Origin of the sequence: Neorhizobium lilium, assembly GCF_004053875.1 — a bacterium.
Taxonomy (GTDB): Bacteria; Pseudomonadota; Alphaproteobacteria; order Rhizobiales; family Rhizobiaceae; genus Neorhizobium; species Neorhizobium lilii.
Map to the genome: position 1 here is coordinate 737,727 of NZ_SBIP01000004.1, position 14,750 is coordinate 752,476.

A 14,750-nucleotide genomic window follows, 5' to 3' on the forward strand; every position below is an offset into this window, starting at 1 on the left:
CGCCTGACTGCCCACCTTAGCATTTGCTGACGCCGTGAGGATTGACCCCTCACGGCGTTTTTTTCTTTATCGGCGCGTCATATTCCCTATATCAGCGGCACGATAGTGGAGCGCGCATGGCAAGCCTGGAACAGATCCTCGACGATTTCGCCTTTCTGGACGAGTGGGAAGACCGCTATCGCTATGTCATCGAGCTTGGAAAGCAGCTTCCCGACCTGCCGGATTCCGAAAAGACGGCCGAAAACAAAGTGCAGGGCTGCGCGAGCCAGGTCTGGCTGGTCAGCCATACGGCAGACACAGGCACCGATCCGCTGATGACCTTCGACGGCGATTCCGACGCCCATATCGTGCGCGGTCTGGTGGCGATCGTGCTTGCCGTCTATTCCGGCAAACACGCTTCCGAAATCGCCGCTATGGATGCGATCGAGATCTTCAACAAGATCGGGCTGGTGGAGCATCTTTCCTCGCAACGCGCCAATGGTTTGCGCTCCATGGTCAAGCGCATCCGCGAGGAAGCACGGCTGCGGGCAGCCGCTTAGGACCAATCCCTTCCGGCTTGGCACGTCACAGGCTCGGCCGATAATCCTCTGCTCCCCAATGATGATTGCGGCGTGCGGATCGCACCGGTGGCGGAGCATAGTGGCGGGCAAGCGCCAGAAGCGCGGTGCGCAGCATCAGCTTGGCGGATCGCGCCGGCCATTGCCGTTCCCGTTCCACCAGTTCCAGACCCTTGGAAAAGCAGCAGACATCCATGGCGACGCCGGCAAGTTCCGGACCCATGGCCTCCACCGCCTCGCCGAAGCGGGTGCGCGCCGCAATGGCGCTGTCGGCAATCTCCCCTTGCCCGCCCGCATGACCCTTGCCGCGACCGGCAAGCCTCGGCTCCCAGGATGCCGTGATGCGCGGCTGCATCTGCCCGCGGGTGAAATCGGCCAGCAGCCTTTCGCCCGCTTCGACCGCTTCTGCCGGCATGAAGGGCTCGCCGTCCCGGTCCTTCAACCGAGCAATCGCACCGAGTGGCGATTCGGTGAGGTTGCGCCGGGCTTTTTGGCGCACCGCCTCGACCTCCACCACCGTATCCACGATCTCGCGATGCTGATCGGCAAACACATCCTCGCTTTCCAACAGGGCGCGGCGCAGAAAGGCAGCCGCCTCGTTCGATGCGTGAAGCTCGCCCGCTGTCCACTGCACGAGCCCCAGCGACTGCGCCTGGTCCAGGACGGCTTGCGGATAGATCCGCTCTTCGCCGCCGCAAACGCGGATGCCGTCTTGCGCCTTTTCGGTACGGCAGGTGCCGCGCAGAAGCTGGCGGACAAGGCGAAGGAGCTGTTTGCGGCCGGCTCTGGCGGTTTCTGCCGTCTTTTTGGCGTCAGTCATGGGCCGGAACCTCCACGAGGCCGAAGACGGTCGTGACAAGCCGCTCCACCGTCGCAACGAAATCGTCGAAGGCCGGATCGTCCCGGCGATCCTCCACCACATGGCAGGCATGGCCGACCGTGGTGCGGTCTCGCCCGAAGGCATCGCCGATGTCGCTCAGAGAAACGCGCAGGGCGACATGGCAGACATACATGGCGATCTGCCGGACATGGCAGGCGAAACGTCTCCGGTCGCGACGCAGCATGATCCGGTCGCCGAGGAGAAGCACAAGCTCAGCAGTCAGCTGGCGCACGATCCGGCAAGCCGTCTTCAGCGGCAAACTGGCCGGCAGCTGCGGCGTGGAAAAGGGCTGTGCCGCCTGCAAAAGGCCGGGTTCAGGTGTAAAATGAGGCTCGATATGTTTCTCGAAGGGCATGACAACTCCTCAATTAATAGGAATTAATTCATACACCTTGGAGCATATATGGGGATGCAATCAACCATGCTTCCGCAACCTTACGCTGAATATACACGGTTTTCGGCAATTCCTGCACCGATTTATGGGATTATTTTCCTCTTTTCATCCCCGCAGTTTCCGTACAAACGAAAAGACCGGGCACGAGCCCGGTCTTTTTCTGCTGGTGGGAAAGTCGCCCCGTATCGGCGGCGGGCGGCGGGCGTTGTGATTGCGCCCACGCCTTTGACGAGCCGGCATAGAGTTGAACCGGCGGCGGCCGTTCAGGCCTTTGCGCGCTTGCGGCGCTGGCCGAGACCCATTTCCTTGGCAAGCCGCGAGCGGGCTTCCGCATAGGCCGGCGCGACCATGGGGTAATCTGCCGGCAGGCCCCATTTTTCGCGGTATTCTTCAGGCGTCATATTATAGTGAGTCATCAGGTGGCGCTTCAGCGACTTGAACTTCATGCCGTCTTCCAGGCAGATCAGGTAGTCGTCTTCGATCGACTTCTTGATCGGAACCGGCGGCTTCGGCTTCTCGACGGGGGCCGCAACCGGGGCCGGCGAGGACGTATTGCTGAGTGCGGAATGCACGTCGGAAATCAGGTTGGAAAGATCTCCGACCGGGACAACATGATTGCTCACATAGGCAGCCACGATGTCTGCGGTCAGTTCCACCAGCAGATCCGGGCTGTTGCCCAATGCGACTTCGGTCATTTTCTCAGTCTCCTGTCTTCATTTCGTGACGAGCACCACGACCTTCGCGGCACTCGCTTTTCGTAAAGCCGTCAAGCAAATCCATTCCTCACGCCCGCATTGTCCGAAGACCGAAACCTACCCCTAAGTTTCATGCGGATCGTAACGAATCGACTACTTGATGTTGCTCTGACCGGGAGAATTTTCCTTGAACTGACGCGTTGTGCGCACGGCACAATTGCGCGGTCTACGGGAAAACGCCAGGTTTAGACCAACATCCATGCTCTACAGAGCGTGAAGTAGCATCGGGATTTAAAAAGTCCAACTGCGAAATTTAGTAATGAATCAAATTTGCATATGCTACAGCGGCAAAAAATGCCTTTTACTGGCCGAAATCGGTAACAATTCCCGCAGTATGACGTTCTTATAACTTTATGGTGGAAGCCTATATTGACTCTGGACGATTCTTCATCTCATCCAAGACTGACTGCTTCGCCAGCGGATAACCCGATTTGCGGGCTGCCATTGCAAGAAGATGCGCCGATACGGGTGCTGTTAGCAAAAAGAAAAAGAATCCGGCAAGCGCCCGTGCAAGCGTACCCAGATCTCCCGCATGAAGGCCGACCGCAAGCAGCATCAGAGCCGACCCCACCGTGCCCGCCTTCGAGGCTGCGTGCATCCGGCTATAGAGGTCCGGCAGCCGGTTGAGGCCGACTGCCGCCGCCAGCACGAAGAGCGCGCCCAGGAGGACGATCATGGCGATCGCCGTCTCGCTCAGCATCTGGATCATCGGGATTTCCTCCGGCGATTGCTCACAGTCTCGTCGGGTTTTTCCTTGCGGCCCGGCTTACGGCGGGCCTGAGGCGGCGCCATGGTTACGATCGCCGGCCGCAGCAGCGCTGGAGGCTCCCCTTCGGGCGCCGGGCTGGCGAGGATGAAGCGGGCAAAGGCGACGGTCGCGAGAAAGCCGACAAGGCCAAGCGAGATGGCGATGTCGATATAGAGCGTGAAACCCGTGCGGATCGCGATCAGGGCGATGAAGCCGATCACGATTCCGACCAGCATGTCGAGCGCCACCACGCGGTCCGGCAGGGTCGGCCCCTTCACCACCCGCCACACGGTCAGCAGGAAGGCGAGGCACAGCACGAGCATGGCAACCCAGATGGCGGCAGACAGGATCATCGGAAAGCCTCCATGATCTTGCGCTCGAAGCCTTCCGCAATCTCCCGCTTCGTGGCCTCCACGTTGGAGCAATCGAGCGCATGGACGAAGAGCGTGCGGCGATCGGGCGAGACATCGACCGAGAGCGTGCCGGGCGTCAGCGTGATCAGGTTGGCCAGAAGCGTGATCTCGAAATCCCGATCGACGGTCAAGGGAAAGGCGAAGATGCCGGGATGGATCTGCATGCGCGGCGACAGCACCAGCACGGCCACTTTCCAGGCCGACAGCGCCAGCTCCTTGAAGAAGAGCAGCAGCAGCGACAGGATCCGGCCAAGCCGGCGGCCATAGCCGGTGGCGCTGATCTCCCCCCGCACGATCCAGAGCGCCAGCGTCGAGAGAGCAAAGCCGAACAGGAGGTTCTGGACGGAGGCGCTTCCGGTGATCGCCGCCCAGATCACGGCGAAAACAAGCGACAGAACGAAGACGATCATGGCACCCGACCTCCCGGAAAGACGGAGTTTATATAGGCCTGCGGATCGGCAAGGCTATCGGCCGCCGCCTGCGACAGGCGCAGCACCGGCTCGGGAAACACGCCGAAGACAAGCGTGACGACGGCAAGGCCGGCGAGCGGCAGGGTGATGCGCCAATCCGTCGGGCATGGCTGTTCGACCGCCGGTGTGGGCTGCGGCCGCCAATAGGCAAGCAGGAAGACGCGGGCAAGCGCCAGCGTCAGCAGGAAGGCGGAGACGAGGATCGCGGCGGCAAGCCACCATGCGCCGATATCGAGCGCTGCCTTGAGCAGCGCCACCTTGGGCCACAGCCCGGACAGCGGCGGCAGGCCCGCTGCCGCCAGCATGAGAAGGAAGGAGATGGCAGCAAAGCCCGGCGACCGGCGATAGAGACCGCCAAGGCTCGCCAGCGACCAGGACCCGCCGATGCGCGCCGCCTCCCCCGCCATGAGATAGAGCGCCGTCATGGTGATCACCGAGTGGAGCGCGTAAAGGACCGCCCCGCCGACCGCTGCCGGCGTGCCGACTGCGACGCCTGCCATCATATTGCCGATGCCGGCGATGACCACATAACCGATCAGCCGGCGCGTATCCATCTGGGCTAGCGCGCCGAGCGCGCCTAGCAGCATGGTCAGCGCCGCGGATACGGCAATCACGAAGCTCAACGCCTCGCGCTCCACCGGCAGAAGCATGATGGTGACGCGGATCAGCGCATAAATGCCGACCTTGGTCAGCAGGCCACCGAACAGGGCCGACACGACGATACGCGGCGTGTGATAGGAGGCGGGAAGCCAGAAGTTGACGGGGAAGGCCGCCGCCTTCATGGCGAAGGCGAGCACGAACAGTGCCGTCAGCGTGGTGAGCGGCGCATCGGGCGGGGCAAGCCTCGCCTTGGTGGCGATATCGGCCATATTGAGCGTGCCGAAGATCGCATAGAGAATGCCGACGGCGATGAGGAAAAGCGTCGTGGCGATCAGGTTGAGCAGCGCATATTTGAGCGCGCCCTCGATCTGCCGCGGTTCCGAGCCCAGGATCAGCAGGCCGAAGGAGGAGATCAGCAGCACTTCGAACCAGACATAGAGGTTGAAGATGTCGCCGGTCAGGAAGGCGCCGCTGACGCCTGCCATCAGCAGCATCAGGAAGGGGTAGAACCCGTAACGCCGCCCTGCCGCGTCGATATCGGCGAGCGAAAACAGGCCGGCCGCCAGCGCTGCAATCGCTGCGGCAAGCGCCATGGCCGCCCCGAAGAGATCGGCGGTAAAGGCGATGCCATAGGGCGGCAACCAGCGGCCCATGACCATGGTGACCGGACCATGCAGGCTGACCCGCCAGAGCAGCGCCGCATCCAGCACGACGAGCATCACGAGCGCGGCAATGGCGATCGCGCCATGCAGGCGTACGGATTTTCGCACCATCATCAACAGGGCGCCGGTGCCGATCATCAGCACGACCGGGAGCACGACCAGCCAGTCGCCGAGCGGCGGCGGGGTCAGCACCAGGGCTGCGGAGAGATCGACGGCGGGAGATGCGGAAGCGGCCATCAGCGGACGGCCTCCACAGACCTGCGGCTCAGGGTATTACCCCCCTCTGCCCTGCTGGGCATCTCCCCCTCAAGGGGGGAGATCACAAGTGGCATGACCTTCCCGCAAAGCCGACCTCGCGTTCCGTGATCGCCAAGGGTTGATTGATGACTTCGTTCATTGTCTGGGGACGCCGGTGCGCCCAGCCGATCTCCCCCCTTGAGGGGGAGATGCCCGGCAGGGCAGAGGGGGGTGGTTTCGGGAGCGGCCATTCGTCTCAATATCCCATCGGCGGCAGCGGCTCGTCGCTCGGTTCCGACAGCCGCATCCGGTCGCTATTGTCGGTGCCCAGTTCCTGATAGGCGCGGTAGGTCAGCACCAGCAGAAAGGCGAAGAAAGAGAACGAGATGACGATGGCCGTCAGGATCAGCGCCTGCGGCAGGGGGTTGGCGGCACCCGTGCCCAGCGTCTCCTGCCCTGCGACAATGATGGGCGGCACTTCGCGCACCAGCCGCCCGGTGGTGAAGAGAAGCAGGTTGACGCCATTGCCGAGCAGCGCCACGCCGAGCAGGATGCGCACCGTATGCCTGGACAGCATGAGATAGATGGCGGCGGCAAAGAAGAAGCCGACGAGAACGGCAAACAGCGCTTCCATCAGCGGGTCTCCCTCGGCTGACGGTCACGCCGACGGCGCTTGCCCCGCAGAGGCACCTGCTCAAGCGGAGGTGCTTGCGCGACTTCGGCGTCCGGGATCTCCGTCTCGCTGTCCTGTTCCAGCGCCAGTGCGATCGAGACGATGGAGCCGAGCACGACGAGATAGACGCCGAGATCGAAGGAGATGACGGTTGCAAGCGGCACTTCGAGCCCGAGAATGCGCGGATAGACCCACAAGCCGGTCATGAAGGGCACCCCGAAGAGGATCGAGAGAAGGCCGGAGAGCGTTGCCAGGAAAAGCCCCGCGCCAGCGATTGCCATGGGGTGGAAGCGCAGCGCGCGCCGGACGGCGCCGACCCCGAAGGCGATACCGTAGATGGCAAGCGCCGAGGCGGCGATCAGCCCGCCGATAAAGCCGCCGCCCGGCTCGTTATGGCCGCGCAGCAGCACGAAGACCGAGAAGAGAAGCATGAGCGCCGTCAGCGCGGGTGCGACCGTGCGCAGGATGAGCGTGTTCATGTCGCTCGTCTCCCCGCCCGCACCCGGATCAGCGCCAGCACTGCAAGCCCCGTGATCATGACGACGGCGATCTCGCCCAGCGTGTCCGTGCCGCGGAAATCGACGATGATGACGTTGACGACATTGGCGCCATGGGCGATGGCCTTGGAATAGGTGTTGAAGAAATCGGTCAGCACGCGGTCGAAGGGCATTTGCAACGCCTTCAGCAACAGCAGGGTGAAGCCCAGCCCACAGGCAGTTGCGATGGTGGCATCGAGCAACGCCTCTCGCATCGGGCGGTGATCGGAAAGCGTCAGTTGCAGCTTGGTCATCACCAAGGCGAGGATGACGACCGACAGGGTTTCCACCATGAACTGGGTGAAGGAAAGATCCGGCGCGCCGAACAGCAGGAAGATGACCGCCACCGCAAAGCCCTGGATGCCGAGCGAGACGATGGCCGTCAGGCGGTTGCGGGCGCGCAGCACGGCGAAGATGCCGATCAGCGCGATCACCAGAAAGGCGGCTTCCTCAATCAGCATGTCCTTCGGCCAGACGGGCATGGCCGGCAGTTCGCCGAAGGCAAAGAGCGGCACAAGCAAAGTGAGCGCCAGCATGACAAAGGTGACAGCGACATAGATGTGCAGCCGCCCCGGCTGCACGACGCGCGTCACCAGCACGGCTGCCCGCACAAGGCCCGAGACGAAATGATCGAAACCGCGATCCGGTCCCTCCCCCAGAGCGTCGAGCGCGCGGGTGGTCACGTCCCTCACCCGGTCGAGCTGCCAGTAGACGAGCACGCCGAGCGCAATCGTCAGCAGCGACAGGGCGAGCGGGGTCCTAAAATGTGGTATCGCAGTGATATCGATTGTCACCGCCTGTCCGGCCACAGCGCTGGCCATGGGCGAGGAAAGATAGGTATGCGAAAGGCCGGGAAACAGCGCGCAGGCAAGCCCGAGAAACGCCAGCAGCAACGGCCCGAGCAGCAGTGCGGGCGGCGCCTCATGCACGGGAGCTGCCGTCCTGTTGCGTGCCCCGATAAAGGGTTTCAGGCCGGTGGCGAAGGCGAGCGCGAACATCAGCGCATTGCCTATGACGGCAAGAGCCGTGAAGAAGACTGCGCGCGGATTTCCCGCCGCCAGGGCCGCATAGATCTCCTCCTTGGCCAGGAAACCGAAGAAGAGCGGCAGGCCGCCCATGGAAAGTGCTGCCAGAAGCGCTGCCGCAAAGGTGAGAGGCATGGTGTGGCGCAAACCCGACAGCCGGGTGATATCGCGGCTGCCCGCTTCATGATCCACGGCGCCGGCCGCCATGAAGAGCGCGCCCTTGAAGAAGGAATGGGCAAGCAGGTAAAGCACCGCTGCTTCCAGCGCATGCGACGAACCGAAGCCGGTCAGCATCACAAGCAGGCCGAGCGAGGCGACCGTGCTATAGGCGAGGATAAGCTTCATATCCGTCTGCCGGAGCCCCAGCAGCACTCCCACCAGCAAGGTGATGCCGCCGAAAAAGGGCAGCAGGATTTCCCACGCCGGCGTATCGCCCATGACCGGCTGGAGACGCATGAGCAGGTAGACGCCTGCCTTCACCATGGTGGCGGAATGCAGATAGGCGGACACCGGCGTCGGCGCTTCCATGGCGTTGGGCAGCCAGAAGTGAAACGGAAACTGCGCCGATTTGGTGAAGGCGCCGCCCAATACCAGCAGAAGAGTCGCCAGGTAAAAGGGGCTTTCGCGTAAGCCGTCCGCCATATGCACCAGCAGCGAGAATTGGGTGACGCCGGTGATATTCCACAGGAAGACGAGGCCTGCGAGTAGGCTCAGGCCGCCTGCCCCGGTCACTATCAGCGCCTGCAATGCTGCCCGCCGCGCCGCCTCCCGCTCATGATCGAAGCCGATCAGCAGGAAGGAGGCAATCGACGTCAGTTCCCAATAGACGAAGAGCATCAGGAAACTGTCCGACACGACCAGACCCAGCATGGCCCCCATGAACAGGAGGATGAAGGATAGGAAGCGCCCCTGATGGGGATGGCCCTTCATGTAAGCGCCGGAATAGATGACGATCAGCGTGCCGATGCCGGTGATCAGCAGAGCGAAGGCGAGCGACAGCCCGTCCACAAACCAGGAGAAGGAAAGGTTCAGACTGGGGACCCAGGCATAACCGCCGGTCCTCACCTCGCCTCGAGCGATCTCCGGCAGGAAGCCGCAGAAATGCAGGAAGGCCAACGCCGGAAAAAGCGCCAGCAGCCAGGCGGCTCTCGCGCCGCCGATCCGCGAAACGAGCCAGGGCGCCATGAGCGCGCCCATAAACGGAAGGAGGAGTACGCAGAATGTCAGTGCCGGCCCTATGGCAGCCATGTCGCCTCCCCGCTCCCATGTCCATATAGACCAGGGTTTCTACGGGAAAGGTTCGTCACCCTCAAGCGAAAGCAGGACGAACATGCAGGCGGGAGGCCTTTTCCCCGGCATTCCGGCCCCCTATCTTCAGGGAAACCGAAAGGAAATGCTCATGTCCGAGGTCGTTACCCCGAAAATCCAGAAATCCGACGAGGAATGGCGCAGCCAGTTATCGCCGGAGCAATACCGCATCCTGCGTCAGGCCGGGACGGAAAGGCCGTTCACAGGCCCTTTCGTCAACAACAAGGAAAAAGGCATATACAGCTGTGCCGCGTGTCACGAAGAGCTGTTCATCTCCGACACCAAGTTCGATTCAGGCTGCGGCTGGCCCAGCTATTTCGAGCCGGTGAAGCCGGATGCGGTGACCGACTTGCGCGACACGACCCATGGCATGGTGCGCACGGAAGTTCGTTGCGCCAATTGCGGCGGCCATCTCGGCCATGTGTTTCCCGACGGCCCGCCACCGACCGGCCTGCGCTACTGCATCAACGGCCACTCGATGACCTTCGAGCCGCTAAAATAAAACGTCGAACGATATTTGCGTGAAAAATTTTGCACTCATGCAACTTTCGCAGAACGCCCCGGTTGGGGACCATGAGCGCTGGAGCGGACCGGTTCCCTGCCGCGACGTGCACTCCCGCTCTTGGCGCTCGCCTATTGCCAATCTCCCAGAACTGGCCCGCTTCGGCGGGTCTTTTTTTTGGCGCGAGCAAGGGGATTTGGTGCCAGCAGGTTTGTCGCAAGGTTGGTATTCGTGACACTCGGCAGAAATGCGCCAGAAGCCGTCGTTGCAACCGTGCTGTCGCAAATCACTGGTAGCGTTCCTTGTAATGAGTCTTGCTACGGCCATTGAGGATATTATGGGCGACACATTCAGAGAGCTGAGTGACCGGATCGGTAAAGTCGGGGAGCTTTACGCCCGCGTGCACGATATCGAGCGCAGCGCCGATTGGTATCTTTTAAAGCTGATGGAGGAGCTTGGCGAATTGACGGCTGAGCACCTTCTATTGGGCGGCAGAGCGAAGCCCGACGCTGACGGCGCAGGCGGTACCCGCGAAGCTTTGGAAAACGAAGCGGCGGATTTGTTCGGCCAGTTCGTCCTGTATCTCCGGGCGAATGAAATCGACATCGAAGCAGCCATTGAACGCAAATGGCTTAGACATCTCGATAAATATGTCGATCTCGACGCTAAGATGTAATGGGTGCATCCGAAGTCCGCTTTGGGCCAAATGGAGACTTGTGGCTCGATCGCAAAGCACTCCGCAAAAGGCTGCGGCGAAAGCTTCACGACGTATTTTCAACAGATACGCGGCCCGAAGCGTCCATGCCACACGGGAATTCGGCACCAGCATCTGCTGGATTCAACATCTGAATCAGGGGGCTCGCCTCCGAGCCCCCTCTTCTGTTCCAGGGCCGTGCCTGCCGTGGTCGTTTTTCGCCCGAAGCTGCCTGGCCGCTTCAGATGCCGAGGCCGCCGGCGATGTTGATGGCTTCGCCGTTGATGTAACCGGCATGCGGTCCGGCGAGGAAGGCGATGGTTTCCGCCACCTCTTCCAGGGTTGCGATACGGCGGATCGGGTGCATGTCCAGAATGGCGTCGCGGTTGGGAAGCTCGCCCGCAACATCCGAGGCCATGTCGGTCGGCATGATGCCCGGCTGGACGACGTTCACCGTGATATTGCGCGGGCCGAGATCGCGGGCGATGCCCTTGGCATAGCCGGCTAGCGCCCATTTCGTTCCGGTATAGTCGGCAACCCCCGGAAAGGGCACGTAAGAGCCGAGAAGAGAGCCGACGAAGATGATCCGTCCGCCATCGGTCAGCCGGGAAGCAGCAGCGCGGGTGTTGGCGATGGTGCCCAGCACATTCACCTGCCACTGGCGATTGTAATTGTCCCAATCGAGTTCCGGATCGTCCACCAGCTGGCCCTGGATGGCGATGCCGGCATTGTTGACCAGAATATCGAGCCTGCCGAACTCGGCCATGACCCGCTCGATCAGCGGCTTGGCGGAGGAAAGATCCGCCTGGTCGCTCTTGACGGCGATGGCGCGGACGCCCTTTGCCTTGAGCTTTTCCACCACAGCATTCGCCTTGTCGGCGGAGGCCGCATAGGTGATCGCAACATCTGCTCCATAGCCAGCCAATGTTTCCGCAGTCACCGCACCGAGCCCGCGCGAGCCGCCGGTCACGAGCGCGACCTTACCCTTCAACATGTTCGACATGAATAACTTCTCCATTTGGCGACACCGGCCATCGGAGAGCATCTCCAATACCGTAACGTCTATTACGATAACGATCGGTATGTAATTTGACAGCGAAGGTCAAGCGGTTTAATAACGGTCATTATGAAAAATATCGAGCTGGGCTGATGGGACGCCATCGGGAATTCGACGTGGGAAAAGTGCTGGACGCCGCCCTGTGCGTTTTCTGGCGCAAGGGCTATGAGGGTGCCTCCTATGCCGACCTGACGGCGGCGGCCGGGGTGGAGAGGCCCGCTCTCTATTCGGCATTCGGCAACAAGGAAGCGCTCTTTCGCCGAGCGCTGGCGCGCTATTACGAGCTCTATCTGGGCTATATTCCGGAAGCATTGCAGCTTGCGACCGCGCGCGAGGTCGCAGCGCACATATTGGATAGCGCGATCGCCCTCAACACGCGGTTTCCCGAGCATACGGGTTGCATGGTCATCAACGGGGTGCTTGCCGGATCGGATGACGCAGAGCCGGTACGACAGATCCTGATAGAGGCGCGCGCGGTGGCCGAGACCCAGCTCCGCGAGCGCTTTGAGCGCGCCAAGGCCGAAGGCGATCTGCCACAGACAGCCAGGCCCGATGCGCTTGCGGCATTCCTGATGGCGGTCTTGCATGGCATGGCGGTGCAGGCCAAAGCGGGCTTCAGCCGCGACATACTGAAAGCCGTGGCCGAACAGGCATTATCCGCATGGCCTGCCAGCGAGCAACGCGCCTGACGGCTTGTTGGCTGGAAACCTCGGCCAATTGTCGCTCTATCGCATGTGAGCCGATTGAGATATAATTCTTCCCTCAGGGCTTTGGGAGGCCGCGCTGATGGGAGCCGATGACGTCTTCGCAGGGAGCATTCCCGCAATTTACCAACGCTGTCTCGTGCCGATGATCTTCGAGCCTTATGCGCGGGACATGGCGGATCGAGCCGCGCGCCTCGGGCCGACGAAGATCCTCGAGATCGCGGTGGGAACGGGTGTCGTGACGCGGGCACTCGCAGCCAGACTGGGGAACGCGGCGGACATTACCGCCACCGATCTCAACCAGCCCATGCTCGACATAGCAGCCAGTCTCCAGAACGGGCAGGACAGGGTTACATTCCGCCAGGCGGATGCGCTGTCGCTTCCCTTCGATGAGGAGAGCTTCGACCTCGCCGTCTGCCAGTTCGGAGTGATGTTCTTCCCCGACAAGCTGCAAAGCTACCGCGAGGCGCGCCGTGTCCTGCAACCCGGTGGCAGCTATATTTTCTCCGTCTGGGACGGGCTTGCCGGCAATGAATTCGTGAGCACTGCCCAAGCCGCGCTCGAACGACACTTTGCGGAGGATCCTCCAAAGTTCATGGAGCGGTCGCCGCACGGCTATCATGACACCAGGGCCATCGAGAACACTGTGCGGGAAGCCGGCTTCTCGAAGGTTTCGATCGAGACCGTGGAGAAGATGGCCAGGGCGGATTCGGCGCTCGATGCGGCGACCGGTTATTGCCAGGGAAATCCCTTGCGCATGGAGATCGAAGCCCGCGCGCCGGGAGAGCTTCAGGCCGTTACGGAAATGGTGGCCTCGGCGCTGGCAGAGCGTTTCGGCCATGGTCAGATCGAGGGCAGAATTCGCGCCCACATCATAACACTCGAGAAATAACCGCCTCGATTACGCCGGAAGCTCGACGCTCCAGGCGAAACGTGAGGTCTGACCGGGCGGCAGAAGCGTCGAATAGGGTCGCTCCGACAGTTCGCCGGAGCTGCCGACGTCCGCCGCCGTGCCATGCCAGGGTTCGATGCACAGGAAGGGCGGTGCCGGGTCCGTGCCAGGCTTCGACCACAGCGCGATGTTCGGCAGGTTGTCGAAGGAGAAGTTGAGCGCCGGCCCCTCTTCGGCGCCATAAACCAGGCCGTTGCCGGCCCCTTCCGGAAAGATCATCGCATCGGCATCGAACATGCCGTGATCGAGCGTCAGTTCGCCCTGCGTGAAGGGGGACGGCAGCCTGCCCTCGTCCACCAGCCCCTCTTGCAGCCGCACGAGTTCCGGCTCCGCGCCATTGTCCAGCACGACCCGGTGCGGCTTGCCTTCGGCGCCCGGCAGCGGCCAGAGAAAGGCAGGATGGAAGCCGAAACCGAAGGGCATGATGCGCGTGTCACGGTTTTCGACCTCGGCAGACACCGTCAGCCGGTTGTCATCCAGCGCATACTCTACCGACAGCAGGAACTCGAACGGATAGACCGCCCGCGTCGCTTCTGAGGCAGCAAGCTCGTAGCGGCACAGGGTATCGGTGGAGGTTGCCAAGGTGAACTGGCTGCGGCGGGCAAAGCCGTGCTGCGCCATGTCATAGGGCGTGCCGTCGATACGGATGCGGTTGTCGGGCGCCTTGCCGACGATCGGAAAGAGGATGGGCGAGCGGCCGGTCCAGAAGGCGGCATCGCCATTCCACAGCCATGATTTTCCGTCGGCGGTGGTCAGCGTCTGCAATTCAGCGCCGAGTGCCGCAATCTCGACACTGATGCGGCCGTTCGACAGGCGCTTGGTGGAGGTATTCATCTGCATATCCTTCCGGGCGAGCGATTCGCTACAGCATGTCGCGCAAAAGTGTGTATCGGTTTTGCGTCAACGACATGCGAAAAACAAAGGCTTAAGCGTGGAAAGCGAATCTGCAAGATCGCGACACGCTTTAGTGAGCTTGGCGCCCGATCATTGCTATTCAATGACTGGCTTCGGCCAAGCCCCTCGCCGTCAGGACAGCTTCAGTTCCATGCAGGTGAGATCCAGCCAGCGGCCGAACTTGATGCCCACTTCGGAAAAACGGCCGGCGAGCCGGAAACCAAGCTTTTCATGCAGCGCAATCGAGCCCGCATTGCCGGATTCAATCGCTGCGATCATCACGTGAATGCCGTTGGCGCTGGCACGCGCGACCAGTTCCTCCATCAGCTTGCGGCCGATGCCGCCACCACGGTGGTCGCGGTGCACATAGACCGAGTGCTCCACGGTCTGCCGGAAACCTTCGAAATTGCGCCAGTCTCCATAGGAGGCATAGCCGGCAACGGCACCATCTTCGACCGCGACCAGAACCGGAAAAGACTTCGCCTGGCGGGCTGCGAACCACTGCCTGCGGTTCTCGAGATCGACCAACGTCTCGTTCCAGATGGCCGTGGTATTGGCCACCGCATCATTATAGATGTCCATGATCCCGGCCAGATCCGCCTCGGTGGCATCGCGGATAGTCATGCTCGTCTCCGTCCACTATGAAAGTCAATTATCCACTATAGTAGACGACGCTGTCTGTCCAGCAG

At 61.8% G+C, this 14,750-nt stretch carries 17 protein-coding genes and 1 pseudogene; 5 read left to right on the top strand and 13 right to left on the bottom strand.

What is annotated here, in order from left to right; genetic code table 11:
• The first annotated feature begins 116 nt into the window (after positions 1-116).
• A complete protein-coding gene (locus EPK99_RS20555; RefSeq protein ID WP_128444923.1) occupies positions 117-539 on the top strand; it encodes a SufE family protein in 423 nt (140 codons plus the stop codon).
• A 25-nt stretch (positions 540-564) separates the two neighbouring features.
• Here EPK99_RS20555 and EPK99_RS20560 read toward each other — a convergent pair whose 3' ends face one another.
• The 10 genes and pseudogenes from EPK99_RS20560 to EPK99_RS20610 form a co-directional block, all read right to left on the bottom strand.
• Positions 565-1,377, bottom strand: coding sequence for a DUF6456 domain-containing protein (locus EPK99_RS20560; RefSeq protein WP_128444924.1), 813 nt, complete (start codon positions 1,375-1,377; stop codon positions 565-567).
• The gene (locus EPK99_RS20565; RefSeq protein ID WP_342633749.1) at positions 1,370-1,792 is read right to left on the bottom strand and encodes a helix-turn-helix domain-containing protein; all 423 of its coding nucleotides are present in this window, start codon (positions 1,790-1,792) and stop codon (positions 1,370-1,372) included. The genes EPK99_RS20560 and EPK99_RS20565 overlap by 8 nt, the downstream gene beginning before the upstream one ends.
• A gap of 302 nt (positions 1,793-2,094) precedes the next feature.
• Positions 2,095-2,526, bottom strand: a complete 432-nt coding sequence (locus EPK99_RS20570) for a Ros/MucR family transcriptional regulator (protein WP_128444925.1) — start codon at positions 2,524-2,526, stop codon at positions 2,095-2,097.
• 424 nt (positions 2,527-2,950) lie between these two features.
• Positions 2,951-3,295, bottom strand: coding sequence for a monovalent cation/H(+) antiporter subunit G (gene mnhG / locus EPK99_RS20575; RefSeq protein ID WP_128444926.1), 345 nt, complete (start codon positions 3,293-3,295; stop codon positions 2,951-2,953).
• The gene (locus tag EPK99_RS20580; RefSeq protein ID WP_128444927.1) at positions 3,292-3,687 is read right to left on the bottom strand and encodes a cation:proton antiporter; all 396 of its coding nucleotides are present in this window, start codon (positions 3,685-3,687) and stop codon (positions 3,292-3,294) included. The genes mnhG and EPK99_RS20580 overlap by 4 nt, the downstream gene beginning before the upstream one ends.
• Positions 3,684-4,157, bottom strand: a complete 474-nt coding sequence (locus EPK99_RS20585; protein ID WP_128444928.1) for a Na+/H+ antiporter subunit E — start codon at positions 4,155-4,157, stop codon at positions 3,684-3,686. Before EPK99_RS20585 ends, EPK99_RS20580 begins: the two co-directional genes overlap by 4 nt.
• Positions 4,154-5,716 carry a Na+/H+ antiporter subunit D gene (locus EPK99_RS20590; protein WP_128444929.1) on the bottom strand — a complete coding sequence of 521 codons (1,563 nt, stop codon included), beginning with the start codon at positions 5,714-5,716 and terminating at the stop codon, positions 4,154-4,156. The genes EPK99_RS20585 and EPK99_RS20590 overlap by 4 nt, the downstream gene beginning before the upstream one ends.
• Before the next feature lie 256 nt (positions 5,717-5,972).
• A complete protein-coding gene (locus tag EPK99_RS20600; protein ID WP_128444930.1) occupies positions 5,973-6,350 on the bottom strand; it encodes a Na+/H+ antiporter subunit C in 378 nt (125 codons plus the stop codon).
• Positions 6,351-6,463: 113 nt separating this feature from the next.
• Positions 6,464-6,868, bottom strand: a pseudogene (locus EPK99_RS20605) (Na+/H+ antiporter subunit B); the annotation flags it as partial.
• Positions 6,865-9,198, bottom strand: coding sequence for a putative monovalent cation/H+ antiporter subunit A (locus EPK99_RS20610; protein WP_128444932.1), 2,334 nt, complete (start codon positions 9,196-9,198; stop codon positions 6,865-6,867). The pseudogene EPK99_RS20605 and the gene EPK99_RS20610, both read right to left, overlap by 4 nt.
• Before the next feature lie 151 nt (positions 9,199-9,349).
• Between EPK99_RS20610 and msrB the strand changes: the two genes are divergently transcribed.
• Together msrB and EPK99_RS20620 are read left to right on the top strand one after the other, a co-directional pair.
• Positions 9,350-9,760 carry a peptide-methionine (R)-S-oxide reductase MsrB gene (msrB, locus tag EPK99_RS20615; protein WP_128444933.1) on the top strand — a complete coding sequence of 137 codons (411 nt, stop codon included), beginning with the start codon at positions 9,350-9,352 and terminating at the stop codon, positions 9,758-9,760.
• A 337-nt stretch (positions 9,761-10,097) separates the two neighbouring features.
• Positions 10,098-10,436 carry a nucleoside triphosphate pyrophosphohydrolase family protein gene (locus EPK99_RS20620; RefSeq protein WP_245582500.1) on the top strand — a complete coding sequence of 113 codons (339 nt, stop codon included), beginning with the start codon at positions 10,098-10,100 and terminating at the stop codon, positions 10,434-10,436.
• Positions 10,437-10,695: 259 nt separating this feature from the next.
• Here EPK99_RS20620 and EPK99_RS20625 read toward each other — a convergent pair whose 3' ends face one another.
• Positions 10,696-11,457, bottom strand: a complete 762-nt coding sequence (locus tag EPK99_RS20625; protein WP_128444934.1) for an SDR family NAD(P)-dependent oxidoreductase — start codon at positions 11,455-11,457, stop codon at positions 10,696-10,698.
• A gap of 146 nt (positions 11,458-11,603) precedes the next feature.
• Here EPK99_RS20625 and EPK99_RS20630 point away from each other — a divergent pair, with 146 nt between their 5' ends.
• On the top strand, positions 11,604-12,200 hold the full coding sequence (locus EPK99_RS20630; protein WP_128444935.1) for a TetR/AcrR family transcriptional regulator: 597 nt from the start codon (positions 11,604-11,606) through the stop codon (positions 12,198-12,200).
• Between the two features lie 94 nt (positions 12,201-12,294).
• Positions 12,295-13,107, top strand: coding sequence for a class I SAM-dependent methyltransferase (locus EPK99_RS20635; RefSeq protein ID WP_128444936.1), 813 nt, complete (start codon positions 12,295-12,297; stop codon positions 13,105-13,107).
• Positions 13,108-13,116: 9 nt separating this feature from the next.
• Here EPK99_RS20635 and EPK99_RS20640 read toward each other — a convergent pair whose 3' ends face one another.
• Positions 13,117-14,001 (bottom strand): aldose 1-epimerase family protein, encoded by an 885-nt coding sequence (locus EPK99_RS20640; protein WP_128444937.1) that lies wholly within the window; start codon positions 13,999-14,001, stop codon positions 13,117-13,119.
• 192 nt (positions 14,002-14,193) lie between these two features.
• Positions 14,194-14,685 carry a GNAT family N-acetyltransferase gene (locus EPK99_RS20645; RefSeq protein WP_128444938.1) on the bottom strand — a complete coding sequence of 164 codons (492 nt, stop codon included), beginning with the start codon at positions 14,683-14,685 and terminating at the stop codon, positions 14,194-14,196.
• Positions 14,686-14,750 lie beyond the last annotated feature (65 nt).